This is a genomic window from Arcobacter sp. L, from assembly GCF_000284235.1.
GTDB lineage: Bacteria > Campylobacterota > Campylobacteria > Campylobacterales > Arcobacteraceae > Aliarcobacter > Aliarcobacter defluvii.
Genome location: NC_017192.1, coordinates 2,234,649 through 2,261,302 on the forward strand (window position 1 = coordinate 2,234,649; position 26,654 = coordinate 2,261,302).

The 26,654-nt window shown below is 24.2% G+C and carries 26 protein-coding genes; 12 read left to right on the plus strand and 14 right to left on the minus strand.

Annotated elements, in window-relative coordinates; all coding sequences use genetic code 11:
• Window positions 1-4 precede the first annotated feature (4 nt).
• The 11 genes from tssK to ABLL_RS11075 form a co-directional block, all read right to left on the minus strand.
• Window positions 5-1,333, minus strand: a complete 1,329-nt coding sequence (gene tssK / locus ABLL_RS11030) for a type VI secretion system baseplate subunit TssK (protein ID WP_014474888.1) — start codon at window positions 1,331-1,333, stop codon at window positions 5-7.
• Complete coding sequence (gene tssJ, locus ABLL_RS11035; protein ID WP_014474889.1) at window positions 1,323-1,784, minus strand: type VI secretion system lipoprotein TssJ; 462 nt, start codon at window positions 1,782-1,784, stop codon at window positions 1,323-1,325. Before tssJ ends, tssK begins: the two co-directional genes overlap by 11 nt.
• An 11-nt stretch (window positions 1,785-1,795) precedes the next feature.
• Window positions 1,796-3,064, minus strand: a complete 1,269-nt coding sequence (gene tagH, locus ABLL_RS11040) for a type VI secretion system-associated FHA domain protein TagH (RefSeq protein WP_014474890.1) — start codon at window positions 3,062-3,064, stop codon at window positions 1,796-1,798.
• A 4-nt stretch (window positions 3,065-3,068) separates the two neighbouring features.
• A complete protein-coding gene (locus ABLL_RS15095; RefSeq protein ID WP_014474891.1) occupies window positions 3,069-3,209 on the minus strand; it encodes a hypothetical protein in 141 nt (46 codons plus the stop codon).
• 67 nt (window positions 3,210-3,276) lie between these two features.
• Complete coding sequence (locus tag ABLL_RS11045; RefSeq protein ID WP_014474892.1) at window positions 3,277-5,715, minus strand: AAA family ATPase; 2,439 nt, start codon at window positions 5,713-5,715, stop codon at window positions 3,277-3,279.
• Window positions 5,705-6,697, minus strand: a complete 993-nt coding sequence (gene tssG, locus ABLL_RS11050; RefSeq protein WP_014474893.1) for a type VI secretion system baseplate subunit TssG — start codon at window positions 6,695-6,697, stop codon at window positions 5,705-5,707. Before tssG ends, ABLL_RS11045 begins: the two co-directional genes overlap by 11 nt.
• Window positions 6,698-6,707: 10 nt before the next feature.
• Entirely contained in the window at window positions 6,708-8,477 is a 1,770-nt protein-coding gene (gene tssF / locus ABLL_RS11055; protein ID WP_014474894.1) for a type VI secretion system baseplate subunit TssF, read from the minus strand.
• Between the two features lie 2 nt (window positions 8,478-8,479).
• Complete coding sequence (gene tssE, locus ABLL_RS11060) at window positions 8,480-8,887, minus strand: type VI secretion system baseplate subunit TssE (RefSeq protein WP_014474895.1); 408 nt, start codon at window positions 8,885-8,887, stop codon at window positions 8,480-8,482.
• Window positions 8,888-8,889: 2 nt separating this feature from the next.
• A complete protein-coding gene (gene tssC, locus ABLL_RS11065; protein ID WP_014474896.1) occupies window positions 8,890-10,365 on the minus strand; it encodes a type VI secretion system contractile sheath large subunit in 1,476 nt (491 codons plus the stop codon).
• Between the two features lie 9 nt (window positions 10,366-10,374).
• Window positions 10,375-10,866, minus strand: a complete 492-nt coding sequence (tssB, locus tag ABLL_RS11070) for a type VI secretion system contractile sheath small subunit (RefSeq protein ID WP_014474897.1) — start codon at window positions 10,864-10,866, stop codon at window positions 10,375-10,377.
• Between the two features lie 9 nt (window positions 10,867-10,875).
• Window positions 10,876-12,333, minus strand: coding sequence for a TssA family type VI secretion system protein (locus ABLL_RS11075; RefSeq protein WP_014474898.1), 1,458 nt, complete (start codon window positions 12,331-12,333; stop codon window positions 10,876-10,878).
• 171 nt (window positions 12,334-12,504) lie between these two features.
• Between ABLL_RS11075 and ABLL_RS11080 the strand changes: the two genes are divergently transcribed.
• The 11 genes from ABLL_RS11080 to ABLL_RS11130 all read left to right on the plus strand — a co-directional run bounded on the left by ABLL_RS11080 (window position 12,505) and on the right by ABLL_RS11130 (window position 24,022).
• A complete protein-coding gene (locus ABLL_RS11080; protein ID WP_014474899.1) occupies window positions 12,505-13,281 on the plus strand; it encodes a M23 family metallopeptidase in 777 nt (258 codons plus the stop codon).
• Window positions 13,282-13,297: 16 nt separating this feature from the next.
• Window positions 13,298-13,846, plus strand: coding sequence for a hypothetical protein (locus tag ABLL_RS11085; RefSeq protein ID WP_014474900.1), 549 nt, complete (start codon window positions 13,298-13,300; stop codon window positions 13,844-13,846).
• A 61-nt stretch (window positions 13,847-13,907) separates the two neighbouring features.
• Window positions 13,908-14,432, plus strand: coding sequence for an Hcp family type VI secretion system effector (locus ABLL_RS11090; protein ID WP_014474901.1), 525 nt, complete (start codon window positions 13,908-13,910; stop codon window positions 14,430-14,432).
• A 53-nt stretch (window positions 14,433-14,485) separates the two neighbouring features.
• Window positions 14,486-17,332, plus strand: a complete 2,847-nt coding sequence (locus ABLL_RS11095) for a type VI secretion system Vgr family protein (RefSeq protein WP_014474902.1) — start codon at window positions 14,486-14,488, stop codon at window positions 17,330-17,332.
• The gene (locus ABLL_RS11100; protein WP_014474903.1) at window positions 17,332-18,369 is read left to right on the plus strand and encodes a glycoside hydrolase family 19 protein; all 1,038 of its coding nucleotides are present in this window, start codon (window positions 17,332-17,334) and stop codon (window positions 18,367-18,369) included. Before ABLL_RS11095 ends, ABLL_RS11100 begins: the two co-directional genes overlap by 1 nt.
• 1 nt (window position 18,370) lies before the next feature.
• Complete coding sequence (locus ABLL_RS14790) at window positions 18,371-19,474, plus strand: M48 family metallopeptidase (protein WP_014474904.1); 1,104 nt, start codon at window positions 18,371-18,373, stop codon at window positions 19,472-19,474.
• Window positions 19,475-20,152 (plus strand): hypothetical protein, encoded by a 678-nt coding sequence (locus tag ABLL_RS11110; protein ID WP_014474905.1) that lies wholly within the window; start codon window positions 19,475-19,477, stop codon window positions 20,150-20,152.
• A 172-nt stretch (window positions 20,153-20,324) separates the two neighbouring features.
• Entirely contained in the window at window positions 20,325-21,410 is a 1,086-nt protein-coding gene (potA, locus tag ABLL_RS11115; protein WP_014474906.1) for a spermidine/putrescine ABC transporter ATP-binding protein PotA, read from the plus strand.
• Window positions 21,403-22,254 (plus strand): ABC transporter permease subunit, encoded by an 852-nt coding sequence (locus tag ABLL_RS11120; protein ID WP_014474907.1) that lies wholly within the window; start codon window positions 21,403-21,405, stop codon window positions 22,252-22,254. Before potA ends, ABLL_RS11120 begins: the two co-directional genes overlap by 8 nt.
• Window positions 22,251-23,006 (plus strand): spermidine/putrescine ABC transporter permease PotC, encoded by a 756-nt coding sequence (gene potC, locus ABLL_RS11125; protein ID WP_014474908.1) that lies wholly within the window; start codon window positions 22,251-22,253, stop codon window positions 23,004-23,006. Before ABLL_RS11120 ends, potC begins: the two co-directional genes overlap by 4 nt.
• Entirely contained in the window at window positions 23,003-24,022 is a 1,020-nt protein-coding gene (locus ABLL_RS11130) for a PotD/PotF family extracellular solute-binding protein (protein WP_014474909.1), read from the plus strand. Before potC ends, ABLL_RS11130 begins: the two co-directional genes overlap by 4 nt.
• A 40-nt stretch (window positions 24,023-24,062) precedes the next feature.
• Here ABLL_RS11130 and ABLL_RS11135 read toward each other — a convergent pair whose 3' ends face one another.
• The 3 genes from ABLL_RS11135 to ABLL_RS15140 are packed head-to-tail and all read right to left on the minus strand — an operon-like array spanning window position 24,063 to window position 25,371.
• Window positions 24,063-24,428 (minus strand): hypothetical protein, encoded by a 366-nt coding sequence (locus ABLL_RS11135; RefSeq protein WP_014474910.1) that lies wholly within the window; start codon window positions 24,426-24,428, stop codon window positions 24,063-24,065.
• A 41-nt stretch (window positions 24,429-24,469) separates the two neighbouring features.
• Window positions 24,470-25,210 carry a L,D-transpeptidase gene (locus tag ABLL_RS15220; RefSeq protein WP_014474911.1) on the minus strand — a complete coding sequence of 247 codons (741 nt, stop codon included), beginning with the start codon at window positions 25,208-25,210 and terminating at the stop codon, window positions 24,470-24,472.
• The gene (locus tag ABLL_RS15140; RefSeq protein WP_014474912.1) at window positions 25,207-25,371 is read right to left on the minus strand and encodes a hypothetical protein; all 165 of its coding nucleotides are present in this window, start codon (window positions 25,369-25,371) and stop codon (window positions 25,207-25,209) included. The genes ABLL_RS15220 and ABLL_RS15140 overlap by 4 nt, the downstream gene beginning before the upstream one ends.
• A gap of 131 nt (window positions 25,372-25,502) precedes the next feature.
• Between ABLL_RS15140 and ABLL_RS11145 the strand changes: the two genes are divergently transcribed.
• A complete protein-coding gene (locus tag ABLL_RS11145) occupies window positions 25,503-26,654 on the plus strand; it encodes a PLP-dependent aspartate aminotransferase family protein (RefSeq protein WP_014474913.1) in 1,152 nt (383 codons plus the stop codon).

Sequence of the window (26,654 nt, forward strand, 5' to 3'; positions counted from 1 at the left end):
TTCTTTAATTATTTTTTATTGCCCATAAAGCATATTCTACATTTGGAATTTCAGTAGATAAGTGAAATGCAAATGCAGCAGATTTTAATAACTCTTTTAGGTTTTCTTCTGTTAACTCTAATTTAAAATATAAATGATTAACTTTATAAGGAATCTCTTTGGGAGCTGTTGCTAAAGGCTTGATTTTAAAGCCTATAAGATGATAATTAACCAAATTTTTTATATTTTCAACTGTCCCAAATTTCAATCCATTTATCAAAATTTCTTTAATTTTATCAGCACTAATATCAGCTGAAACAGAGAAAATAAAATACGAATTTTTGATTAGTTCTTTATCTTGAATAGGAACAATATGTATTCCATATTTTCTTTTTTCAATTTGTAAAGATATACTATTTTGTTCTAGTACCATTGTTAACATATTTTTTAATTCGTCAAACAATCTTTTAAAACTTTCATACTGTTCATTATGATTATAATTAAATTGATTTAATAACCTTTTCTCTTTCTTCATAAAAACAGCCAACTCACTTGTTAAAGATACTAAATCAATAAATATTTTATCAGGATGAATTCTATTTTGTGTTAATAAATAATGTATTCGACTTTCATATTTATTTAGAAGTTGAAGTAAAAGATAATCTCCAATTTGAGTATTCTTCATAACAGAATCAGTTACTTTTTGTGATAATTTTTCAGCTCTAAAACCAATAATTTCTAGAATTTCTTTAGTTTGAGTATATAGCTTATTAGCAACTTGTATATCTAAATAAGTAGGTAAAAAATCATTATCTAAAGATATTGTTCCATTAAGTGAAATATCTGCAATTTTACAAATAGGTAAATATATAAATCTTGCATCTAAATCATCTTCAAAAAGTAATCTAAAGTTATATTCTGCAATTAGAATATCACTAATACTCGTTTCACCTGAATTTATATTTGGAATATTTTCAATCGTTCTTGCTTTAAGTCTAGTTTGCATATTTTTTTGTTCCTCAAAATATACCTCATCACTGTTTTTTATATTTATAGGCAAAGCCAAATATACAACTTTATTTAAATAATTACTTTTAATATCTAAAATTAAACTATTATTTTCTGAATTAATCTCAAAATAAGTTCCATCAAACAACAATCCAGAAGCTTTTGTTATAAGTAATTTACCTGTAGATAAAAGATGTTCATCAATTTGTAAATTATAAAATCCCCAATTATTTTCTCTAGACATTGAAGTTCTTTGAGCTAATTCATAAGTAAAATATCTATCATTTTGTTGGAAATGTTGTGGTTTTATAAAAAGTCCTTCTCTCCAAACTACTCTATTTTCCATTATCTACTCTTTGCATATTAAATTTATTAATTTCAAACTCTCCAAAATTATAAGAACTCTTTTTTAAATCAATAACACTTTTCCAAGTATAATCGTTATCTATTATTCTAAAATTACATAAAATACCTAAATATCTAGCTTTATCATTGAAAGCTATTTTATAGTTTTGAAGTTGATTTGCTAAAATCACATGTTTTGATTGAGAAATCAAATCATTTTTTAAACTTTCTTTATCATCAAGTATTGTCCAATAATCATATTTCATAAATTTTTCTGCTGATTCTAATTCATAGAAAGTGACCATTAAAGGTGAAGAACGATCATCAATATCTAGATTTAGTTTATCTCCTGATTTTAATACCAATTCTAAATGTGTTGGATCTTTTGCACACCCAATTATAAAAAATGTACTTATTAAAATTAATATAAACCTACCAAAATTCCTATACATTATTACTCCCTCTATATTTTTGATGTTTTTAAACTATTCAATAAATCAATATATTCTCTTGAATAGTTATTTTTAAGTTTATTGAAAATTTCACTATTTTCACTTTTTAGATTTTCATAGTCTTTGATATATAAATCCCATATTTGGAATTTTTTTGGTAGATATGATTTATATTTAGAATTTTTATCTAATTTATTAAGAACATTTTCAGGAGAAAATTCTTCTATTGTATTAGAAATAGTAAAATTTATATTAGAATTTACAACTAAATTATGATTATCTAAGTCCATGAAAGAATTTTTTACTGCTTGAGAAATAGTAATAACTTCATTTGATGTATTTAATAAAGTCATTAAAGATTCATTTTTACCTTTTTTTATTGGGTTTAAATCATCATTATTTGAAATTAATTTCTCTAAATTCATATCTGACAAAAATTTATCTTTAATTGCCAAAGAATTTCTTAATCCAGTAATTGTATTTAAAACAATATCAACTATTTCATCTATTACTTTTTTTTGTTCTACTTTTGATAATTTACTTATTTTTATACCTAATCTTTGTTCTAGTTGAGAAAGAATTTCATTATTGACTTCACTATTTTTTATTTCAATAATTTCATCTTCAATTTCACATTCTATTCCTTCTTCCATTGTCTCTATTTTATATGATGAAGTATCTAAATGTTCATTTAATACATCAAAACTTGGAATATTATCTTCATAATTTTCTTCTTCTAAAGAACTACTAGAATTTAATATATCAAATATTTTATTTTCATTGTTTTCATAAATATCAAAGAAATTATTTGTATTTATTTTTTTTTCTTCTTTTATAAAACTATTATTCATAACTGAACTATCTTCAAGTAAAAAATCATCATCAGGAATAATCATTTGATTATTCATACTTTTTTCATTATTAAGAAGATAATCAAAAGAAGATAGACTTTTTAAAGAGGCTTCTTGTTCTAAAAACTTAACTTTTATTTCATAATTACCAATTATATAAATATCATTAGTATTTATTTTTATTGGAATATCTTTAGGCAATTTTTTATATGGATTTTTAAGAAATGTTCCATTTGTACTAATATCAGTTAAAAAATATAATCCATCTTTATATTCAATTAAAATATGTTTGCCTGAGATATGACACATTTCATCATACAACTGCCAATCTGATTGAATAGAACGACCAATAATTGCATCTTTATTTTCTAATCTAAAAATATTATTTGTTCTATTATTTTCATTAATTATTTCAAATAATAATTGCATTTCTTTATTTTTCCTCTAAATTTTTAATAGTAGGTTTAGCGCTATATAATGGTTGATATGCCACACTATATTTTGAACAAGAAACAAGTAATAAAGAAACAGATAACATTATTATTGTAAAAAGTAAATTTTTAATAAGTTTCATTTTTTCTCCTTAAAGTATTTTTATATATTAGTCAAATTTGCATTATATAATAATTATATAACTAATTTCATTTTATTATTATATTTAAATTATTATCTAAAGAAACATCTATATATTTGATTTTAGTTTTATTTAAACTTGCATTAATAATATAATTTGATATTTTTGGTAATACATTCATATTAATTATATAATCTATATTTCTTGCACCCGTATCTATAGTATTTGATATGGAAACAATATGATTTAATAAAGAATCTTCTATTTTTAAACTAATATCTCGTTTATGTAATTGTTTTTTTATACTACTAAATTTTAATTCAACTATTTGTTTTAAAGCTTCTTCTTTTAAATTTAAAAATGGAACAACATTCATTCTTCCTAATAATGCTGCTTTTAAATAATTACTTAAAGTTGGAGTAATATACTCATTTATTTCATCCAATGAATATTCTGTTTTAGTTAGACATAATTCTGTAATTATTTCTGTAGCTAAATTTGAAGTCAAAAAAATTATTGTATTTTTGAAATCTATAATTCGTCCTTCTGAATCAGATACTTCACCTCTATCAAAAATTTGATAAAATAAATTTAAAATATCAGGATGTGCTTTTTCTATTTCATCCAATAAAACAACACTATATGGTCTTATCCTTACAAAATCTGTTAATTGCCCTCCTTCAGAATACCCAACATATCCAGGAGGAGAACCAATTAATCTTGAAATTGCGTGTTTTTCTTGAAATTCTGTCATATTAATTACAGTTAGAAATCTTTCACTTCCATATAATAATTCTGCTACAGATCTTGCTGTTTCTGTTTTTCCTACACCACTTGGTCCAACAAGAAGGAAAACTCCATTAGGAGAATTTTCTTTTTTTAAACCAGCAATTGAGACTTGTAGGAATTTACTTAAAAATTCAACTGATTTTTCTTGTCCTATAACTCTTTTTTTTAAATTTTCTGATAAATTTAAAATATTTTTCATCTGCTCTTGAATCATATTTCCTAAAGGAATTCCTGTCCAAGATGAAACTACTTTTGCAATATCTTCTTTTGTAACATTTGGAGAAGAATCAGTTTTTTGTTCTTCTATTTTTTTATATTTGTTTTTTAGATTTTTGATTTCAAGTTCTAATTTTTTAATTTCTTTTTTATAATCTTTTATACTATTATCATTATCTCTTGATAAACTTTCTAACTCTCTATTTTTTTCTTCAAGTTGAACTTCTATAACTTGTAAATCTTTAGGAAGATTTGTTCTCATAATCTTTACATTTGTACAAGCTGTATCTAAAACATCTATTGCTTTATCTGGCAATTGCCTACCATTTATATATCTTGCAGATAAAAATGAAGCACTAAATAAAGCTTCATCTTCAATATACACATTATGTGATTCTTCATATTTTTTTGATAATCCTCTTAATATTGTCGTTGTTTCTTCAACTGATGGTTCAAAGATATTTACTTTTTGGAATCTTCTTGAAAGTGCAGCATCTTTTTCAAAATATTTTCTATATTCAAGCCAAGTAGTTGCAGCTAAAGTTCTTAGTTCTCCTCTTGATAAAGCAGGTTTTAAAAGATTCGCAGCATCTGAACTGCCTTCACTATTACCAGAGCCAATCAAAGTATGGGCTTCGTCAATAAATAAAATAATAAACTTACTACTTGATTGAATTTCTTTTATAATACCTTGAAGTCGTTTTTCAAATTCACCTTTAACACTAGCACCTGCTTGTAAGATACCCATATCTAAAGATAATATTTCTGCATAATATAACTCTTTAGGTACTTGTTTTTTTATTATCTTTATTGCTAAACCTTCAGCTACTGCTGTTTTTCCTACCCCAGCTTCACCTACTAAAATTGGATTATTTTTTCTTCTTCTTAATAAAATATCTATAACTTGACTTATTTCATCCTCTCTACATAAAACTGAATCTAACTTTTCTTCTTTTGCTAAATTTGTAAGATTTACAGTATATTGTTCTAATAAAGATGTTTTTTCTCTAGTGCTTTTACTTTGAGTAGCCTTTTTATCTAAAGTATCTTTTTCTGTTAGGATTAATTTTTTTAATTCATCATAATTGACATCTTTGAAGATAGTAAAATATTTTGTTTTAGAATATTTATAAATATTCTCAAAAAATGATAATACTAGAGAATTTTCTGTAATATCTTTAGATGAAAAATTAAAAATTGAATAAAAATAAGAATCTTCAAGAAGTTGTATTAACATGTTGGAAAATACTGGATTTGTACTTTCTGTTATTGATAATTTAGAACTATTTTCTATAATATTCTGAAATTCTTTTAAATTTAAATTATATTGATCTATTATTTTAAAAAGTAAACTCTCCTCTTCTAAAAGCATTGCATAAAATAAATCTTCAACAATAATTTCATTTCCCATTCTTTCGATTGTTCTTTGTGCTGCTTTTTCTAAATAATTTTTTGTTCTATAATTTAATGCATCAATTAATTCTTTTAATTCAATTTTCATATTTCTCCTTTTTTATTACTAATATATCTTCATCGACACTTGAGTTCCCTAACCAAAGGTTTATTCCTAGATAATTGTTATTATTCGATAAAATAAATTTTTTTTTATTCTCTTTTTTTATATTTAAAACTAATTCATAGCTAAATAAATCTCGTATACAAAAAAATATAAGTTCATCAAGTTCTTTACTTTTTTCACCTAAAATACTATATTTAAGTAAGTCTTCATAATCAACATCTTTTAATACTATTCTAAATTTGTTATTTCTACTTATTACATACTCTCCAATTAAAAAATCTTGACCAAGAGATGAATTATTAAAACCAAGTAAACTATTTTGAAAAGAAGGTATAATATACTTTTCTTTTATACATTGAATAATCTCTATATTTTCATGATTTAAATAATGTTTTAAAATTGTTTCTAAGGTTGAAGATGATTTATTTTTCATCATCAATATACCAAGAAAAGGAATAAGTTTTGAAAAATTCAATAAACTATTTTCTGTATTTGTATATAAACCTAAAAAAGACAAAATATATTTAGAAAATCTGTCACTTAAATCTTGTTTATATTGAACATAATATCTATGTTTTTCCCATATTGGATAAATAAATTTTTGTAGATGATGATTAAATAAATTTAAAAAATCATATAAAATTTTATCACTATCAAAACTTGATAAAACCATTTCACTATAATGAGTAGGAAGTGGTGATGATGAGCCAAAAATACTCAAAAAATTTAACGTAACTTCTACTTCCACACCGTTTTGTAAATCAATAAAATTTACATAATTAACTTCTGATTTTGGAAAACTTAAACTATGATTTGATTTAAATATAATTTTTTTATATAAATTTTCTTCAATTTCATTAGGATGATACATCTTTAAATATACAATTATTGCACGTATTGATTGAGGTAAATCCATCTTAGTTATATCTTTATTTATTCTTTTATTTATTTCTTCTAAAGTCATTACTTTATCTTTATATTAAATACTGATTACCCATTTTTATAGGCCATTCAAATGAATCTTCATTAATTACATCTACACTTAATTTATGAAAAGAGTTTATATTATTATATAAAGCAAAAAATTTATTCAATACTGAAGAAAATATATATGCTTCACCAAGGGATGAAAATTTATTTTTATCTAATTTTAATTTTATATGAATACCTTTTATTGGTAATCCTTGATTAATAAACTCCATTGTTTCAAATTTTATATCTATTAATCCTTCTAATATTCTTTTTGTTTTTTCTTTCTGTTTTTTGTCATAAATAGATATAAAATCATAAGCTTCTAAAATCTTTTGCAAAGTTTTTATATCTTTTAAAGATAAATAATTTAATGATAAATTTGAAATAATTTTCCAAAAAAAATCTCCTTTTATAGGAGCAGGATAACTTCTTGTTGGGATAGTTATATTTTTAAAAGGAGTCTCATCCTTAGCATTAGAATAACTCGAAACACAAATATCACCTGTCATTAATGAAGATGGTAAATTTTTATTTGTAGATAAAGTTTTTATTGATATTGTAGAATTCATATTAGATAATAAATTATCCTTTGAGAAATTCGAAAATCTAACATATATATTTGTTTGAGTTCCATCTAAAGATAGTTTAGTTTTTATAGAATAATGTTCATTATCATCATTTGAATGTGCAAAATATTCAAAAGGTAAAAAATCTTGATAATTTTTATTTTTATCAGACCAACCTCTAACTTTTTCTATTTGAAAAATTTCACTAAATTCCCTATTTATTTCAGAAGTTAAAACTAAGTATTCTTCTTGTGTTGAAGTCTTTCTTATTGGAGTAGCATCTGAATTAAAAAGATTTATTATAGGAGTAGAATAAAGAAGAAAATTGTCTTTTGTTAAAGTATCAGAAAATGAAAAAGTTTTTTTTAAATCAATCTTTATTTCAAAACTATTAGACTGAAATAACAAATCACTATTTATTTTTTCAATCAAGTTTAAATTACGAATATCAACAAATAAAAATTTATCTTTAAAGCAAAAATATTCTTGTAATAATATATATCCTTCAAAAATATTTGCCGAATAAGGTAACATATATTCAGTTGAATCAAAACCAACTGGTTTTATAGAATTTTTATCAATTTTGATTTTTGATATATTCTCATTTTCTGTATTCTTTAAAATAACTTCTATATTTTCTACATAATTCATTAAAAAAAGATATAAATCTTGAGATAAAAATTCTGAACCATTTAAAAAAATTCTTAAACTTTCAAACTTAATATCTTTTAATGTTGAAGAATTTGTTGTTTTAAATGATAAATTTAAAGAACTTTTTTGACCAAAATTTGAATAATTAACTTTTTCTAATTCAAATGGCATAATAGTTGTTTCATAAACTGTTTTAAATTTACATTGAATAGTATCTGGTTTTAATTTACTTAAAACTTCTGTTCCTTTATTTATTACAATATTTTCTCTTCCATTTTTAACTGCATCATATTTAATAACACTATACGATGGAACAACCCTAGCATAATTTGGCCAAAGAAGTTGTACTAAAGTATTTGATAGCTCAGGTAATTCTTGATCTAATTGCTGTTTTAATCGTCCTGTTAAGAAAGCAAATCCTTCTAGTAATCTTTCAACATCTGGATCTTGTCCCTCTTTTGACAAAAAAAATGATAATCCAGGATTTTTTTTAGAAAAATTTACACCATCTTGTCGTAAAGCTATTAATTCATTTTTATAATATTCATTAAACATATTTATATATCTTTATAAAATTTTACTTTTTCTACATTTAACAAATTTGTTTTAAAATAAGACAACTTTGCATTTCCATTTACAATTAGGTAACCTTCTATTAGTATTTCCATTTTATTCATCTTTAAAGACTCTCTTAAAATATTAACTTTTGTTTTTAACAATCTCGGTTCATATTTTTTAATACAATCTTCACAATTAATTTCTATTTTTTCTATAGATTCTTTTAAACTTAAATTTATATTGTTTAAATCAGGTTTTCCATAATCTAAAACTGTTTCAGAACTTCCTGCATTTGTAGAGAATATTTTTGATAAATTATTTGATATAGAAGAATATAATACTTCTACATCATTAGAATAATTAAACTTTTTATGAGTTAATCTTTCAAATAAACTACCTTTATACATTATTATTCTTTCTCTAGCTTTCCTACTAAAGATAATTCAAAATTAGCTCCCATATACTTAAAATGAGGACGTAATGCAATTCTAACTTTATACCAACCTGGATCACCTACAATATCACTTACTTCTATTAACATATTTTTAAATGGTCTTTTACTTCTAATTTCAGAACTTGGATTTTCTTGATTTGCAATATATTGTTTTGCCCATTTATTTAATTCTCTTTCTAAATCAGCTCTTTCTCTAAATGAACCAATATATTCTCTTTGTAAAACTTTAATATAATGAGACATTCTTGTAATTGCAAATAAATAAGGTAACTGCGTACCTAGTTTATAATTTAATTGTGCTATTTGACCTTCTTCTGTATCAGGGAAAATTTTTGGAATTTGAACAGAGCTTGCAGCAAAAAAAGTAGCTGAATTATTACCTTTTCTCATTACTAATGGAATAAATCCTTGTTCTGATAATTCATATTCACGTCTATCAGATATTAACACTTCTGTTGGAATTTTCATTTCAATATCCCCCATACTTTCAAAAGTATGAACAGGTAAATTTTTTACTTCACCTCCAGAAGTTGGACCAATAATATTTGTACACCATCTATAACTAGCAAAACTTTCTGTTAATCTACTAGCAAAAGCATAAACAGTATTTCCCCATAAATAATTTTCATGACTTGCAGAAACATCTTCTTTATATGAAAAATTTAAAATTGGATTATCTTCTGGATCATATGGAGCTCTTAGTAAGAATCTCGGTAAAGTTAAACCTACATATTTTGAATCTTCATTTTGTCTAAATCCCCTCCAAGCAGTAAATTGAGGTGAATTTATAATATCTTCAAGATCTTTTAAATCAGGTAATCCCTCAAAACTGTCCAATCCAAAAAATTTAGGACCAGCAGCTGCAATGAATGGTGCGTGAGACATTGCTGCAATTGAAGATACTTTATTCAAAAATTTTATATCATAATTAGATGGAGATAATTCATAATCTGCTACAATTGTTCCAACAGGTTGTCCTCCATGTTGACCATAACCACTTGTATAAATATGTTTATATAGTCCAGATTGAGTAATATCTAAACAATCTTCAAAATCTTCCATTAACTCTTCTTTAGATACATTCAAAATTTCCATTAGAATATTCTGTCGGAAATCTGTTCTCTCTATTAAAAGATATAATCCTCTCCATCTTGATTCTAATTCTTGAAAATTTTTATTATGTATAATCTCATCCATTTGAGTAGAAATTTTTCTATCTAATTCAGCTATCATTTTATCAATTACTGATTTATTCACTCTTTCTTCTGAGTCATCTGTATTAATTAATTCTTGAATTAATGCTTCAACACCATTTTTAACAACATTATAGCTATCATCATTTTTATTAAGTTTTGTATGAGAAACGATATCATCTAATAAACTATTATTTTCTCTTATTTGGCTATTTTCAATTTGTTCTTTTGTTAACATATTAATCCTTTAATTATTATCTTTAGTTATTAAATTAAGTTCAGATAATAATTGTTCTCTTTTATTTGTATCTTGAACCAAACTTTCTATTGCTTTTCTAAATGCAGGAACATTTCCTAATGGACCTTTTAATGCAATCAATGATTGTCTAAGTTCCATAAGTTTTTTGAGTTCAGGTACTTTTTCTACAATTTTTTCAGGAGAAAAATCACTAATATGTTTTATATCTAAATCAATTTTTATTGAATCATTATTTGAATTATTCAATCTATTTTTTACATCAAAATTTAACTTTAAATTTTGAGCTTTTATTACTTCATTAAAATTATTTTTATTGATATTAATTGTTTTTTTCTCTTCAATTGATTTTCTTTCTTCTGAAGGATTAAATTCTCCTAAAATTGTCATTTTATATGGTATTTCAATATCTTCTAAAGCCTCTCCTACTGAATGCTTATAAGTAACATTTATTCTTTCTTTTGGTGATTCTGATTGCTTCATATTTTTCTCCTATAATTTAATTTCTAATGCTTTTTCTATATCAAGTTTACAAAATACTTTATACATATTTTCAAATTTTAATGGTTCAAAATCTATGTTTGTAAAATTACTTAATATTAAGTGATATACCTTTGCAGATAATCTTGGATTCCATTGTGTTAGATTAAAAATATTTATTTTTATTTCCAATTCTTCAAGTAAAACTAATGCTATCTCCTTTTTATCAAATTTTATTGCGAATTTCACATATTCAATTATTAAGTTAAATTTTTCTTCTTCATTCGATGAAGCAAAAACTTTTTTTTCAAAAAACTTCATTGCTTCTTTTATTTTTCCTCTTGATGCATATTCATTCACCAATACTAAAAAATCTTCTTCTTTAGTTTCTTCTTTTTCTAAAATTATCTCTTTACTATTAAGTTCGTTTTCTATCCATATTTTTGATTCATTATTACAAAATGGACTCCCATCAATAAAATTTAAATTTAAAAGTTCTTGATTTGTTTTTATGAAAGATAACAAATTATTTTTAATCTCTTCAGCATATTCATAAGATTTATTCTCTATTAAAATATTATATATGTAGTAATGTCCTGTTATCCAAAAAGGAGATACTTCTATAATCTCTTCAATTAAAATACTAGCTTCTTGAAAGTTTTTTTTAGAATATAACTCTTCTATAGCCAATAATTCATCTTTTTGTGGAGGATAAATAGAAGTTTTACTACCTTCTGAAAGTGGTAAGCCATCAACTTCTAACCAAGATAAAAATCTTGTAATTCTTAAAGCTGTTATATTTATAAAATTTTTATTTCTATAATATTTTGATAATATTTTAATCTTAGTTTTTACATCTTTTAATAGTTTATTAGCCTCAAAATCTGACTTTACATCTGTTATTTCTTTTTCTAATTTTTGAACTACAATTTTCTCAGTTTTATTAACAATATCAATTATTGTTTCTTTTGTAATTTCAAGTAAATTTCTAAAATACCTTTCATCTTTTTGTGTTAAAGTTACAAAAAGTTCAGATAATTTTTTAAATAAATCATTTATTTCTTGTTTTGATTGTATAGATTTTTTAAATACATCATTTTTTGAAACTAAATTTGTTAGATTAGTTTCTAACCAAAGTAATAAATTGATTTTTGATTTTTTTGAATTTGGAAAAGATTGTTCAAAATATTTTTCTAAAAATTTAATATAAGTATCAAAGGAATAAATGAAACCAGAGAAACCTTCTAATTTACATTTTGAATAAAACCATAAAGTAATTAATTTTATATCTTTAGTATTCGAACAAAGATAATTTTCGCAATTTGTTATCAAAAAACTATAATCTATTATTTCTTGATTAACACTTGTTTCTTTATCTATTTCTTGCTCAATTAAAAGATAATTATCTTCTAACTTACAATCATATCCATAAAAATTATCAAATTCTTTTAAAATACTTTCTCTTAACAAATCATTTTCCTGTGTAATTTGATGAATTTTAATATATTATTTCTTTATTTATTATTTAATTATTAATATATGTCATAAAATTTTATATAATTATTTTATAATAATATATTTACAAACTAATTAAGTTTACTTTAGTTAAAATGAGAAAATTTGTGAAATTAAAGGAAAATATTGCTTAGAGGAATTGTATTAAAAGATAAAAATATAATTATATTATCTATTATATTTCTTTTATTAATTATTTTTATCTATATTTTCTACTTAAATTTTATTATTTCAGATTTAAAGAATGATTTAAAATCAAAAGAAAACCTTTATTCAATACAGATAAACAATAGAATAGATGAGATTTTAGAACTTTCTGAACAAATTAAAGAATTACATAGAATAATGGACGTTGGTTTAGTTTTAAATTCAAATGACAAAATAGTATTCAATAATAAAATAGATGAAAATAGTTTAAATAATTTATTTAAAATCATTCCAAATGGTTTTCCTTTAATAGATGTACAAGTCAGTTCTAGATTTGGAGAAAGAATACATCCAATTTCAAATATAGAAAAATTTCATTCTGGATTAGATTTAAAAACTAAAATTGGTAATAATGTTTATTCAACCGCTTCTGGAGTTGTATATAAAGTAAGAAATGAAGACAATGGAGGTTATGGAAAATTTGTAACAATTTTACATGCCTTTGGATTTACTACCTTATATGCTCATCTAGATGAAGTTCTTGTAAAAGAAGGTGATTTTGTAGATAAAAATAGTGTAATTGCAACATCAGGAAATACTGGAATATCAACTGGACCACATCTTCACTATGAAATTAAATTTTTAGAAAAACATTTAAATCCAATAGATTTTATTTATTGGAATAAAAAATCTTTTAACTCTATATTTATGAACAATTCTAATATAGAATGGAAAAATTTAATAAACAAATTCTAAAAAATTAGGAATTAAAATGCTTGATGATACTAAATACAAAAACATAATAGAACAAATTCATGAATTAAATAGACAGAATTATCTAAACTCTGATGAAAATATAGATAAATTAATTTATAAAATAAATAAATTAGAGGAAAAAATTGAGAATAAAAAATTTACTTTAGATATAAAAGAATATATTTTATTTTCTCTTTTAGGAATCAATTTATTACTTACTTTATCTATTTTTTTTGTACATATTTTTGCCAATGAAGTTGATAGTGAAGAAAAATTTACTAAAAATAATAATTCTGAAGTAAAAATTGAACAAAAAATTTCAACAAATGATGAAATTTTAAAATTTAATCAAGATTCTTTAAAAAATATTGAAGATATAAAATATGAAGATATAAAACCAATAATAAAAAAAGGCACTCCATTCTTCTGTGAAGGGGAAATATCAACAAAACAGATTCCTTATACAGTTGAAATAAAAGGTAAATTATATAGCGATAAATTCACCTTTATTTTACAAGAAAATTCAAAAAATAAAGATTGTTTCATAAAAAAAGATAATTTATAAATAATGTTTTAAATTATGTTATTATATTATTATGTTTTATTTTATTATTTAAGGAGCAAGGATGAATAATCCAGTATTTATTTCAATTAAAGGAAGTACTCAAGGTTTGATTACTGAAGGAGCATTTACTGCTGAATCTGTTGGAAACTCGTTTCAAAAAGGACATGAAAATGAAGCTTTAGTAAAAGCTTTTAATCACAATATTAAAATTCCAAGAGATCCTCAATCTGGACAACCTTCAGGTCAAAGAGTTCATGAACCTTTAGTTATTACAAAACTTGTAGATAAATCTACACCACTTTTATATAATGCATTAACAAAAGGTGAAACATTAACTAATGTAGAATTAAAATGGTATAGAACAAGTTATACAGGAAAACCAGAACATTATTTTAGTTTAGTATTAGAAGATGCTGTAATTGTAAATATTGATTCATTTATGGATATGCAAGTAGGAGAAACTAAAGTTCAAGTTGCTCCTTTAGAAAAAATTTCTTTTGCTTATAGAAAAATCACTTGGAGACATGAAGTAGCAAGCACTTCAGGAGAAGATGATTGGAGAATAGGCGTAGGATTAAATGCTTAACTTAAAAAAGGTGGGAACCCACCTTTTTTTATCTTAAACTAAAAGAGAACATAATGAAAGAAATTTTAGATTTATTATCAACAAAAGCGACATTGCAAAAAGTAAAAGGTAGAATAAAATTATTAAACTATAAGCAAGAAGAGATAAAAGGATTAATAGAAGAGGATTATTCAATTTATTCTTTAACAGGGAATAGTAATATAGATGAAATATATAGTTTTAATGTATCTTTTATAAGTAATGAATTTTTAAATATTGATTTATTATTAGATACTGATGTAGAAATTATAATTGAAGATTTAATAAATTTAAGAATAAAAAAAAATATATTTGGAAAAATTTGTAAAATAGAAGAAGATTCGATTGTTGCAAAAAAATATATGTATAAAATTGAAGTAGTACATCCTTTATATTATTTAAACTTTACAAATAAATATGAAATATTTCAGAATAAAAAATTTGAAGATATTATTTATGAAATAATACAAAGATATTCAGCATTATTAAATACATCTTTAGAGATAAGAATAGATAAAGATAAAACACCAATAAGAGAATATACAACTCAATATAATCAAAGTGATTTAGATTTTATAATGATGTTAGCTCAAACAGAAGGATATAATTTAATATTTGATTATAGTAATAATCAACCATATAAAGTAATACTATGCCAATTAAATGATTATGCTTTAGTAAATCCAGTAATAAAATCAATTTCTAATTTTAATATAATCAAAAAATTTAATGCAACTTCTCATATAGAGGATTATTATGATTATAATAGACCAAGTAAAGAATATAAAATAAATAGTAATGTATATAAAGAAAATGAAGAAGAAAATCCAAATAGTAAACAATTACAACAAGAATTAAAAGTAGAAAAATTAAAAGATAAATTGAATCTATTAAATGAGAGTTATTATGAAGATTTAACTAGATATAGTAATATAGATTCATTAAGAGAAACTTCAAAAATAAAAACAATAAAAGCTTATTCAAAAGAGATACAACTAAAAGATAGTTTATTAGTAGAACTATATGATGATAAAGTAAATAAATCAAAAGAAGTAATAATATTAGGAGTGAAATATAAAGCATACTTTCCAAATGCTTTAGATGAATATACAACTTTAAATCAAACCTTACAATATGAAGTAGAAGTAACTTGTATTCCAAAAGAAATAATATATAAACCAAATAAAACAATAAAACAATCAAAAATATATGGAATACAAACAGCAATAGTTTCAAATAATGAGAATAATTTAAAAGAAGAAGAGAATAATATAGATGTAGATGAACAAGGAAGAGTAAGAGTGGTGTTTCATTTTGAAAGAAATAAAACAACATCTTGTTACTTAAGAGTGTCAAATATTTCAAGTGGAAATAACTATGGTTCAATGTTTATACCAAGAGTAAATAGTGAAGTAATAGTAAGCTTTATAAATGGAGACCCCGATAAACCAATAATAATAGGGAGCTTATATAATGGTGAGAATAAAATAGCACATTCTTTGCCAAATAATAAAACAAAAAGTTATATAAGAACATATACGACACCACAATATGAAGATGAAATAGGATTTAATGAGATATTGTTTGAAGATAAACAAGGAGAAGAAGAATTAAATATAAAAGCACAAAGAGATATGAACTCTTTAATACAAAATGATGAGACAAGAATAGTAAAACATAATCAAAAGATAATAATAGAGAATGATAAGATAGAAGATATAAAAAGAGATTCAAAAATAATAATAAATAATGAACAAATAGTAGAAGTAAAATCAAATAGTAAAGAGAAGATAGAGAAAGATAAAGAATTAACAGTTGAAGAGGATTATGATATTAATGTTAACAAAAATCTTAATCTTTTGGTTAATGATAATTTAAAACAAATAATAGAAAAAGATTTTACATTAAGAGTAAAAGGAAATCAAACGGAATATGTAGAAAAAGATGTGAAAAAAAAGTATTTACAAAATCTTTTTTTACAAATTTCTAATAATTTTAGACTTGACATAAAAAACAATTATCATATCAATGCAAACTCAATAAAACAAGAAGCAAATAAAATTGAGATTATTGCTAATGAAGCTATTACTTTAAGAAGTAATTCTAATTGTTTAACTATCAATAAAAGTGGCATTTTTTTAAAAACTAATAATTTAGACACTACTTCTTCTTATTCTGGGGTATTTGCAAATGATGTAGAAAAAGTTAATATTCAAAAACCTCTTTATGAAAAGCTCAAAATAGTTTCTATTGAAGCCAATATTCTCAAACAAAATTCTATAAATGATTCTTTAATTTTTAATGCTAATACTTTACTTTATAAAAATGATTCATGGATTCAATCTAATACTTTATCCTCTTCTCAACTCTCTTTATTACAGTGGCATTTTATAAAAAACAATGACTCTTTTGACAATGATCTTCATTCTGATTTTATCTCTAAAGATAATATTACTATTGATGGTTTAAATCTAATCGTTAATCTTGAAAGAAACAATTTATATAAATATGCTCATATTTTCTGTTTTACTAATAATCACAAAGAAGAAGGTTATATTTTAATAGAATTAAAAAGAAATATTAAAGTAATTGATATAAAAATAAAATATCTTTCTAATGAAGAGATTGAAGCTACTGCTATTCTAAATATTGTAGAACCAACTCAAGAGGAGTTAAATCAAATCAGATGGAATATAGAAGGTAATCTTATCTCTAAATATAATGGTTTACAAACTATAAAACACAATATAAAAAAAGAGAATATTTATGAAATAAACTTTTATTCATTTATAATCAATAATCAAAATATTCAAGATTATGCTAATGCTTTTGCTGTGTTTGATGAGGATGAAAAAAAATTAAATGATTTAGGGATAAATTAATGAGTAAAAAATTAGATGATAAAATATTATTACATGCTAAACCAATAGTCTCAAAAGAAGAATTTATAAATAATTTCAAAAATATTACTTTAGAAATAAAACTTTTAAGAGATAATAAAGAACCTATAAAAGATATTTCTTTTAAAGCTGAAAATATAAAAGTAGAAAAAGTTTCAAATAATATAGAATTATTAAAAAAATATAATTTAATATATGAAAATAAATATATTATAAAATATGAATTTACAGCAAGAGAAATAGCAACAAAATTAGAATTAACAGATGAAGAAATAAAAGATGTATCTTTTGTTTCAGGTTGGATAGATGCTAACTGTGATGGAAAATTTAGTAAAAACTATGAAAAATGGGTTGAAATTGCTATTTGTAGAGGAATCACTAAAGAAATGTTAGTTGCAATGGAATGTATAGAAGCAAGTAATAATCAAGAGTTAATAGATGCTTTAAATAAATATTGTTGTCAACATGAGATTAATACTCCTCTTAGAGTTGCTCATTTTTTAGCACAAGTGGCTCATGAAAGTGGATGTTTTAGAATTTTTGGTGAAGGAATATATTATCGTTTAAGTACAGCATTGGCCACATGGCCATCTAGAAATAATGATATAAACAGATTATCTTTGGATGGGAAATATCTTAAACAGCCTGATTTATTTAATGCTGTTTACGGTACAAGAAATGGAAATAGTATAGGAACAGATGATGGATATAATTTTAGAGGTAGAGGGTTGATTCAACTTACAGGAAGAACAAATTATACGAATTATCAAGCATCCCATAATGCAAAAAATCCTGATGACATACAAGATTTTATAAATAATCCAGATTTGATTGCATCAAATATAAACTATGCTGTTGAATCTGCTTGTTGGTATTGGGATAGTAACCAACTCAATCTATTGGCTGACAAAAATACTACAGATGTTACATCTGTAACAAAAAAAGTTAATGGTGGCACTAATGGTTTGACAGAAAGACAAGAATTTTTTGATGCAGTTAAAAAAGTATTAGGAATATAATATGAAAAAAACTACAATAATATTATTAATAGTTTTGATACAGTCTCTATATAGCTATAATGAAGAAATAGATCGTATTATTGATGCGTCATTTATTGATACTCATTTACAAAAAATCTCAAGCTATCAACAAAAAAGCAACAATGGGACATTAAAAATAATATTCAAAAAAGGTGATGTAATTACTTACGAAGAAGATCGCTTTGGTAGAGTAGAGTTTTCAAAACAAAATATTAAAGGCTCATTGCAAACTACAAAAAAAATGATTAGAAACGGAACTATACACTCTGACTTTTTTGATGAAACATTCACTATTTATGGACAACACTTGAATATAGTTAGTTGTATAAATAAAAAGAAAGAGGCTGTTTTATCAGTAGTGTTAAATTATACTGATTCATCAAGAATTTATCCACAATACATTCGATATAAAGCAAAAATCTATATAATTCATGATGACTCATATAAAGCCATAGCAGAAAAAGATAATGTACTGAGTTTAGAAAATTATTGGGACAATATTATTGTTGATAGTCCTGATAGCGACAAAAAGCCTTACCCTTACTTCAATGAACAAAGAATCCTTGAAAGACTTTATGAAACTGGAACTTGTGATAAAAAAGCTACAAATGAAGCCAATATTGAAGTTTTACTAGGAAATAAATGGATACCTCAAGAACAAAGTTGGAATATAAAAGAAAAAATAGCTACTACTATTTTAACATTAAATCAACTTTTAGAAAATGCAAAATCAAATCAAAAATTAACATTTGAACAAATCAATGAAGTTTTAAAAAATGAGGAATTAAATATAAAAACTCTTCAAAAATATAATGATTTAGCATATTATTTACAACTATCAAATAAAAATAAAGAAGCTATTTTTATTTTAGAAAAAATTATAGAAAAATTTCCAAATAGAACTGTTGCTTATCTAAATATTGCTGATGCTTATAATGGATTAAATAATAAAGATAATGCAAAACAAAACTATGAAAAATATATAGAACTTATGAAACTAAATAATAAAAAATCTAAAATCCCTATAAGAGTTTTTAAGCATTTAAATGTTTTTAAATCTAATGAAACTATAAGGGAAAAATAGATGAAAAAACAGATTGTAAAAACAATTACATTTTTAGGAATATTTTTTAGTTCAAATCTCTTTGCAATCACACCACCAACTCCAGAAGAATATAAAGAAATTGTAGATTCTTTTAAGCTTATTGATACAAGCGAAAAAGAACTATCAAGAACCTATAAGATAAATGGAGAAATTATAAAAGCCGAACTTCAAAAAGAAGAAAATGAACCATTTCAGGAAGTTCAACACATTATAACTATTGGAGACAAAGATCTTGGAGAGCCCAATGAATGGGTTATCATAAATAAATATGACAAAACTCTTTTTTCTGTGGCATGTATCGCACCGGATAAAAAGATAGTTTTAGCTTCTTTAGTTAGGTCATCTTTTAATTACAAAAAGAATAAGAAATTTGTTGATTATGCTGGATATGTAGCTAAAGTAGATAAAAATACTTGTTGTGGGAATTATTGGATAGATAGTGGTCTTTTAAATGGCGAAAACCCTACCGCTAAAACCTCCATCTCAACCTACAACCCAAACGAGTTCTACCCTTACTTCAATGAACAAAGAATCCTTGAAAGACTTTATGAAACTGGAACTTGTGATAAAAAAGCTACAAATGAAGCCAATATTGAAGTTTTACTAGGAAATAAATGGATACCTCAAGAACAAAGTTGGAAAATTAATAAAGAATAAATAGATTCAAACAGAACTGTTACTTATTTAAATCTTACAAATGCTTATAATGGATTAAATAATAAAAAATCAATTCTAATAAATATAACTTACTCACATTAAACCACTGAAAGTGTAGATTAATAGGAGTTGTGTTAATCTCATAATATTTTATTTTCAGGATTAAAAAAATATGAACAAAAAATTGTTTACGCTAAAAGATTTATGCAAAGATTATGAAAATACTCCAATTTTAAAAAATATAAATCTAGATATTTATGAAGGAGAATTTCTTACTCTTTTAGGTCCTAGTGGTTGTGGGAAAACAACTATTTTAAGACTTTTAGCTGGATTTGAGAATCCAAATAGTGGTGAAATTATTTTACAAGAAAAAAATATAAATAATATACCACCAGAAGAAAGAGAAGTAAACACTGTATTTCAAAGTTATGCTCTTTTCCCACATATGACTATTTTTGACAATGTTGCTTTTGGATTAAAGATGAAAAAAACTCCAAAAGATGAAATAAAAAAAGAGGTAGAAAATGCCCTTACAATGGTTAAATTATCGAAACATTCTCATAAAAAACCACACGAATTAAGTGGAGGTCAACAACAACGAGTTGCAATTGCAAGAGCAGTTGTAAATAAACCTTTAATTTTATTATTAGATGAATCACTTAGTGCTCTTGATTATAAACTTAGAAAAGAGATGCAAATTGAACTTAAAATGCTACAAAGAAAACTTGGAATTACTTTTTTATTTGTAACTCATGATCAAGAAGAAGCTCTTTCTATGTCAGATAGAATTGTAGTTATGAATAAGGGAAAAATTGAACAAATAGGAACTCCAAAAGAGATATATGAAGACCCTAAAAATCTTTTTGTTGCACAATTTATTGGTGAAGCAAATTGTTTTGAAACAAAAATAATAGAACAACAAGATGGTCTTATGAGTCTTCAATACTATGAAAAAACTTTTCATTTAAAATCAAAAAAGATTTTGACAAATTATTGTACGATACTTATAAGACCTGAAGATTTTAGAGTTGAAAAAAATCTTGAAGATGTTAAAACAAACAACTATTTTGTAGGAGAATTAGAAAATATTATTTACAAAGGTACAACTATCGACCTTTTGGTGAAACTTGAAGATGGAAAAGAAGTTATTGCAAGTGAATTTTACAATGAAGATAGTGATGCGTTAGGTTATGCAATTGGTTCAAAACTTTATTTGTATTGGGTTGATGGATGGGAGGTACTTTTAGGACATGAATAAACTATCTTTATTTTCTAGAATATCAATATTTTTTATTGTTTTTTGGCTTTTAGTTTTTGCATTATTTCCTAATTTACTTGTAATAGGAAGTAGTTTTTTAACAAAAGGTGAAAATGAATTTTTAATCTTTACTCCTAGTTTACAAAGTTATATAAAACTTTTTGATCCTATTTATTTATCTGTATTTTTGGATTCAATTTATTTAGCAGTTGGAACTACATTTTTTGCACTTATTTTAGCTTATCCTTTTGCATATATTATTGCAACTACAGCAAAAAAATATAAATTTTTACTTCTTTTACTTGTGATTATTCCTTTTTGGACAAGTTCACTTGTAAGAACTTACGCCCTAATTGCGATACTAAAAACAAAAGGTTTATTAAATGCTTTTTTATTAACTATTGGAATTATAAATGAACCCTTAGAGATTATGTATACCCAAACAGCCGTTTTTATAGGAATGGTGTATACCCTCCTTCCATTTATGATTTTACCTTTATATGTTTCAATTGAAAAAATTGATTTTAAACTAATTGAAGCAGCAAAAGATTTAGGAGCTTCAAAATATAATATTTTTAAAACAATAATTATTCCTTTATCACTTCCTGGAATTATTGCAGGTTGTACTTTAGTATTTTTACCCTCACTTGGAATGTTCTTTATTCCTGATATTTTAGGTGGAGCAAAAGAGTTGATTTTTGGAAGTTTTATAAGAAATCAATTTTTATTATTTAGAGATTGGCCTTTTGGTTCTGCTGCTAGTGTTGTTTTACTTTTAATGATGTTCATTTTATTGGCACTTTTAGCAAAATCACAAAAAACAACACCAAAGGAGAATAGATGAGAAAAGTTTATGCAAGTTTTATCTATTTTCTTTTATATTTACCAATTGGTGTTTTAATCATTTACTCTTTTAACTCTTCAAAATACAGTGTTGAATGGAAAGGTTTTACTTTAAAATGGTATGAAAGTTTATTAAATCAATCTGCACTTTTAGAAGCTGCTTGGCATTCTATAAGTGTAGCTTTTGTATCAGCAATAATAGCTACAATCTTAGGAACTTTAGGAGCACTGACACTATATAGATATGATTTTTTTGGTAAAAAATTTATGCAATCCTTAGTTTACGTTCTTATTATGTCACCTGAAATTGTGATGGGAATTTCACTTTTAATGCTATTTGTTTTTATTTCACTTCCTTTAGGATTTTTTACTCTTTTAATAGCTCATATTACATTTTGTCTTCCCTTTGTAATAGTTACTGTAATGGCTAGATTAAATGGTTTTGATAAAAATATTATTGAAGCTGCAAAAGATTTAGGAGCAAGTGAATTTACAACTTTTAAAACTATTATTTTGCCAAATGTAATCCCTGCAATTGTTTCAGGATTTTTATTAAGTCTTACCTTATCTCTTGATGATGTTGTTATTAGCTTTTTTGTGACAGGTCCTGATTATGAGATTTTACCACTTAAAATTTACTCTATGGTGAGACTTGGAGTAAAACCTGAAATAAACGCACTTTGTACAATCATGTTTATTTTCACATTGATTATGATATTATTTTCACAAATTTTGATTAAGGAGAAAAAATGAAATCCATTTTTATGATTGTTTCCCTTGTAATTTCCCTATTTGCAAGTGAAAAAGTTCTTTATGTTTATAACTGGTCTGAGTATATGCCTGAATCTGTTTTAGAAAACTTTACAAAAGAGACAGGAATTAAAGTAAAATATTCAACTTATGATTCAAATGAAGCAATGTATGCAAAAGTAAAAACTGCTGGAAACTCTGGTTATGATATTATCGTTCCATCTACTTATTTTGTAAATAAAATGAGTAAAGAAGGTTTATTAGAAAAAATTGATAAATCAAAACTTCCAAACTATAAAAATCTTGATTCAAAACTTTTATCAAAACCTTTTGATCCAAATAATAACTATTCTATTCCTTACTTATGGGGAAGTACAGGTATTAGTTATAATACTTCATTAGTAAAAGAAGATATTAATTCTTGGAAAAATCTATGGAATCCAGTATATAAAAATTCTATTTTATTAAATGATGATATGAGAGAAGTTTTTGGTATGGCACTTAAAGTTTTGGGATATTCAGCAAACTCAACAAATCCTAAAGAAATAGAAGAGGCTTTCAATAAACTAAAAGAACTTTTACCAAATGTAAAAATGTTTTATTCAGAATCTCAAAAACAAGTTTATCTAAATGAAGAGGTAAAATTAGGGATGAACTTCAATGGTGAAGGATTTATGGCAAATGAAGAGAATGAAAATATAAAATATATTTATCCAAAAGAAGGAGCACTTTTATGGATAGATTCATTGGTTATTCCAAAAGGTGCAAAAAATATTGATAATGCTCATATTTTTATAAACTATTTATTAAAACCTGAAGTATCTAAAATAATAAGTGAAGAGATAGGTTATCCTTCTCCAAATGCAAAAACTCTTGAACTTTTAGATGAGAAAACAAGAAACAATAGAATCATCTATCCAAATGAAGAAGATTTAAAAAACAGTGAATTTCAAACAGATGTTGGTGAAGTTTTACCTACATATGAAAAATACTGGGAAATGTTAAAAACTTCTAACTAAAAAGAAAAACTATCTTCAAATTATTTTGAAGATAGTTTTATCATAATTGTTTAATAAATCTTCTTTCTATCTCTTGTTCACTTAACTCTAAATTATCTTCATTTAAAAAACCATAAAAATAACTCTCATCATTTTTTTGAACTTCAATGATTAAAATATTATCTTCTTTATGATTTTCTACAAATTTTTCTACTGCTTCAAATGCAGAATTTTTCCAATATTTTTCAATTTCATTATTATTTCCTGCATCATAAAATAAACAATCTTCACACATTGAAAATAGATAGTTTCCTGCTCCTTCATAAATTTCAAAAGAGTTATTATCATTATCTAATTTTTCATTTGTATAAGGGCAATTTAAAGTAAATGTTCCCATACTTTTTGGTTTTATTACTATTTTATTCAAAACTCAATCCTTTTTTAGTGGAATTATACAACATCAATTGTTTATTTTAAAACCACTTTTATATCATCCATACTTTTAAAATCTATAAATTCATTTAATAGCGCAACAAGTTGTACAACTTCACTATTTTTCATTCTGATACAACCACTTGATTCATAACTTCCTATCGTTTTTTCATTAAGTGTTCCATGAATTCTAAAAGTCTCTTTTCCATCTACTTTGTGCGTTAAATTTATCTTAGCACTTCCCATATAATTTAGCTTATCTCCACCTTTCACAACTTTTGGTAAATCTATTCCTCGTTTTTTAAAACTTTGTATTGTATCAGCAGTTGGATACCAAACTGGATTTAATGTAATCGAAGTTATATTTCCAACACCTAAGGGTTTTTTTATATCTTTCTTTGCTGTTGAGACTTTATAAGTCTTCAAATTTTTAGTTTTGTTATCATATTTTGCTTTTACATACATCAGATTTTTTGAAGAATCAACCTCAATAATCAAACTATCATAAGCTCCCATTTCAGATAAAAGATTATCAACTTTTCTAAAAGTAGATAATTTTGGAGTATATCTATCAAAAATTTTTGTTCCAATAGTTGAAAAATCTTTTAAAAATATTTCTTCATCAAAAGAGAGTTTTTTCAAACTTATTTGTTCTTTTAAATAATTTGAAGATTTTTCTAAAAACTCTTTTGTCTCTAAAATTGAATCTTTTTGATTAGTTGCACCATATAAATAAAAAGAAAAAATTAGAAAAAAGAAAAAAAACTTTTTTATCACTCTGTCGCCTCATGAATTGATTCTTTTACAGAGTGATAAACATCACTTGAAGTATCTTTAGTTGCTTCCCAAGCTCTATTACTATCCTGTTTTATCCCAGTCCAAGTTGCACAACCTTGAAAAACAACTATAAGAATTGTTAATAATATAAATTTTATCATTACTTAACTCTCCTAAAAAATAAAATCATATTCATAGTTATACCATTTTTTAATATTAAAGAAAATTAAGAATTTTAGGCATTTCATTAATTAGTTTTTAGATACAATTGCCAAAAAAATTTAGGATTATTATGACTGAACAAATAGAAACATCTTTATGCCATATTTCTTCTTTTGCTCCTTTTGATGATATAAGTGGTGCTTCACATTTCCCAATTTATAACACTGGAACATTTGATTTAAAAAAACAAAAAGGTGATAAAATTTATGATTATACAAGAAGTGATAATCCAACAAGAGAAGTTTTAGAAAACTTATTTACTCATGTTGAAGGTGGAGCTGGATGCGTTTGTACACACACTGGTATCGCTTGTGTTTCACTTCTTTTTGAGACAGTTTTAAAAGCAAATTCTCAAATTTTAGTTGAAGCTGATTGTTATGGTGGGACTTTCAGACTTCTTAAAATTTTTAAAGAAAAATACAATATTCAAGTTCATTTTGCAAATTTTTGCGATGTTGATATGATTGAACATATTTTAAAAACTCATGATATTGATTTAGTTTTATGTGAAAGTCCTACAAATCCAGGATTGAAAATCATTGATTTAGAAAAAATAGCCCAACTATCTCATAAATATAATGCTTTATTTGCGGTTGATAATTCTCTTGCAACTTTTATAAGTCAAAGACCTTTAGAGTTTGGAGCTGATTTTTCACTTTTTTCAACTACAAAATATATAAGTGGTCACGGTAGTGTTGTTGCTGGAGCGATTGTTGCAAAAACAAAAGAGTTAAGCCAACAAATTCATTATTATGCAAATGCCCATGGAAGAAGTCAAAATCCTATGGATGTATTTTTAATAACTCTTGGTATTCCAACTTTAAAAATAAGAATGAGAGAACATCAAGAAAACTCTATAATCATTGCAAAATTTTTAGAAAAACAAGATTATATAGTAAAAGTTACACACCCTGCACTTCCAAGCCATCCTCAATATGAACTTGCACGTAAACAAATGCAGTTTATTCCTGGAGTTTTTTGTGTAGATTTTTCAAGTGTTGAATTAGCTGAAAAATTCATAGAAAATACGAAGATTTTCGGTGAAAAATGTTCATTTGGAAGTCCAGATAGTAGAGTTGAAATTCCTGCAAAAATTTCACACGCAAGTTTTTCAAAAGAAGAGCTAAAAGCTATTGGAATAAGTGATAGCACAGTTAGATTTTCTATTGGTTTAGAAAATGTTGAAGATTTAATAAAAGATATAGAACAAGCAGTAAAATAA

Bases quoted from the DNA above. Each gene is read 5' to 3' on its own strand.
- tssG (WP_014474893.1), bottom strand. From the start codon at position 6,697: ATGACTTTAGAAGAAATAAATAAAAGAATAAATAAAGATATAACTAAG.
- ABLL_RS11100 (WP_014474903.1), top strand. From the start codon at position 17,332: ATGAGTAAAAAATTAGATGATAAAATATTATTACATGCTAAACCAATA.
- ABLL_RS11085 (WP_014474900.1), top strand. From the start codon at position 13,298: ATGCTTGATGATACTAAATACAAAAACATAATAGAACAAATTCATGAA.
- potA (WP_014474906.1), top strand. From the start codon at position 20,325: ATGAACAAAAAATTGTTTACGCTAAAAGATTTATGCAAAGATTATGAA.
- potC (WP_014474908.1), top strand. From the start codon at position 22,251: ATGAGAAAAGTTTATGCAAGTTTTATCTATTTTCTTTTATATTTACCA.
- tssF (WP_014474894.1), bottom strand. From the start codon at position 8,477: ATGTTTAATGAATATTATAAAAATGAATTAATAGCTTTACGACAAGAT.
- tssK (WP_014474888.1), bottom strand. From the start codon at position 1,333: ATGGAAAATAGAGTAGTTTGGAGAGAAGGACTTTTTATAAAACCACAA.
- tssB (WP_014474897.1), bottom strand. From the start codon at position 10,866: ATGAAGCAATCAGAATCACCAAAAGAAAGAATAAATGTTACTTATAAG.
- ABLL_RS11090 (WP_014474901.1), top strand. From the start codon at position 13,908: ATGAATAATCCAGTATTTATTTCAATTAAAGGAAGTACTCAAGGTTTG.
- ABLL_RS11145 (WP_014474913.1), top strand. From the start codon at position 25,503: ATGACTGAACAAATAGAAACATCTTTATGCCATATTTCTTCTTTTGCT.
- ABLL_RS15140 (WP_014474912.1), bottom strand. From the start codon at position 25,371: ATGATAAAATTTATATTATTAACAATTCTTATAGTTGTTTTTCAAGGT.
- ABLL_RS11110 (WP_014474905.1), top strand. From the start codon at position 19,475: ATGAAAAAACAGATTGTAAAAACAATTACATTTTTAGGAATATTTTTT.
- tagH (WP_014474890.1), bottom strand. From the start codon at position 3,064: ATGCAATTATTATTTGAAATAATTAATGAAAATAATAGAACAAATAAT.
- tssE (WP_014474895.1), bottom strand. From the start codon at position 8,887: ATGTATAAAGGTAGTTTATTTGAAAGATTAACTCATAAAAAGTTTAAT.
- ABLL_RS11045 (WP_014474892.1), bottom strand. From the start codon at position 5,715: ATGAAAATTGAATTAAAAGAATTAATTGATGCATTAAATTATAGAACA.
- ABLL_RS11095 (WP_014474902.1), top strand. From the start codon at position 14,486: ATGAAAGAAATTTTAGATTTATTATCAACAAAAGCGACATTGCAAAAA.
- ABLL_RS11130 (WP_014474909.1), top strand. From the start codon at position 23,003: ATGAAATCCATTTTTATGATTGTTTCCCTTGTAATTTCCCTATTTGCA.
- tssJ (WP_014474889.1), bottom strand. From the start codon at position 1,784: ATGTATAGGAATTTTGGTAGGTTTATATTAATTTTAATAAGTACATTT.
- ABLL_RS15095 (WP_014474891.1), bottom strand. From the start codon at position 3,209: ATGAAACTTATTAAAAATTTACTTTTTACAATAATAATGTTATCTGTT.
- ABLL_RS14790 (WP_014474904.1), top strand. From the start codon at position 18,371: ATGAAAAAAACTACAATAATATTATTAATAGTTTTGATACAGTCTCTA.
- ABLL_RS11120 (WP_014474907.1), top strand. From the start codon at position 21,403: ATGAATAAACTATCTTTATTTTCTAGAATATCAATATTTTTTATTGTT.
- tssC (WP_014474896.1), bottom strand. From the start codon at position 10,365: ATGTTAACAAAAGAACAAATTGAAAATAGCCAAATAAGAGAAAATAAT.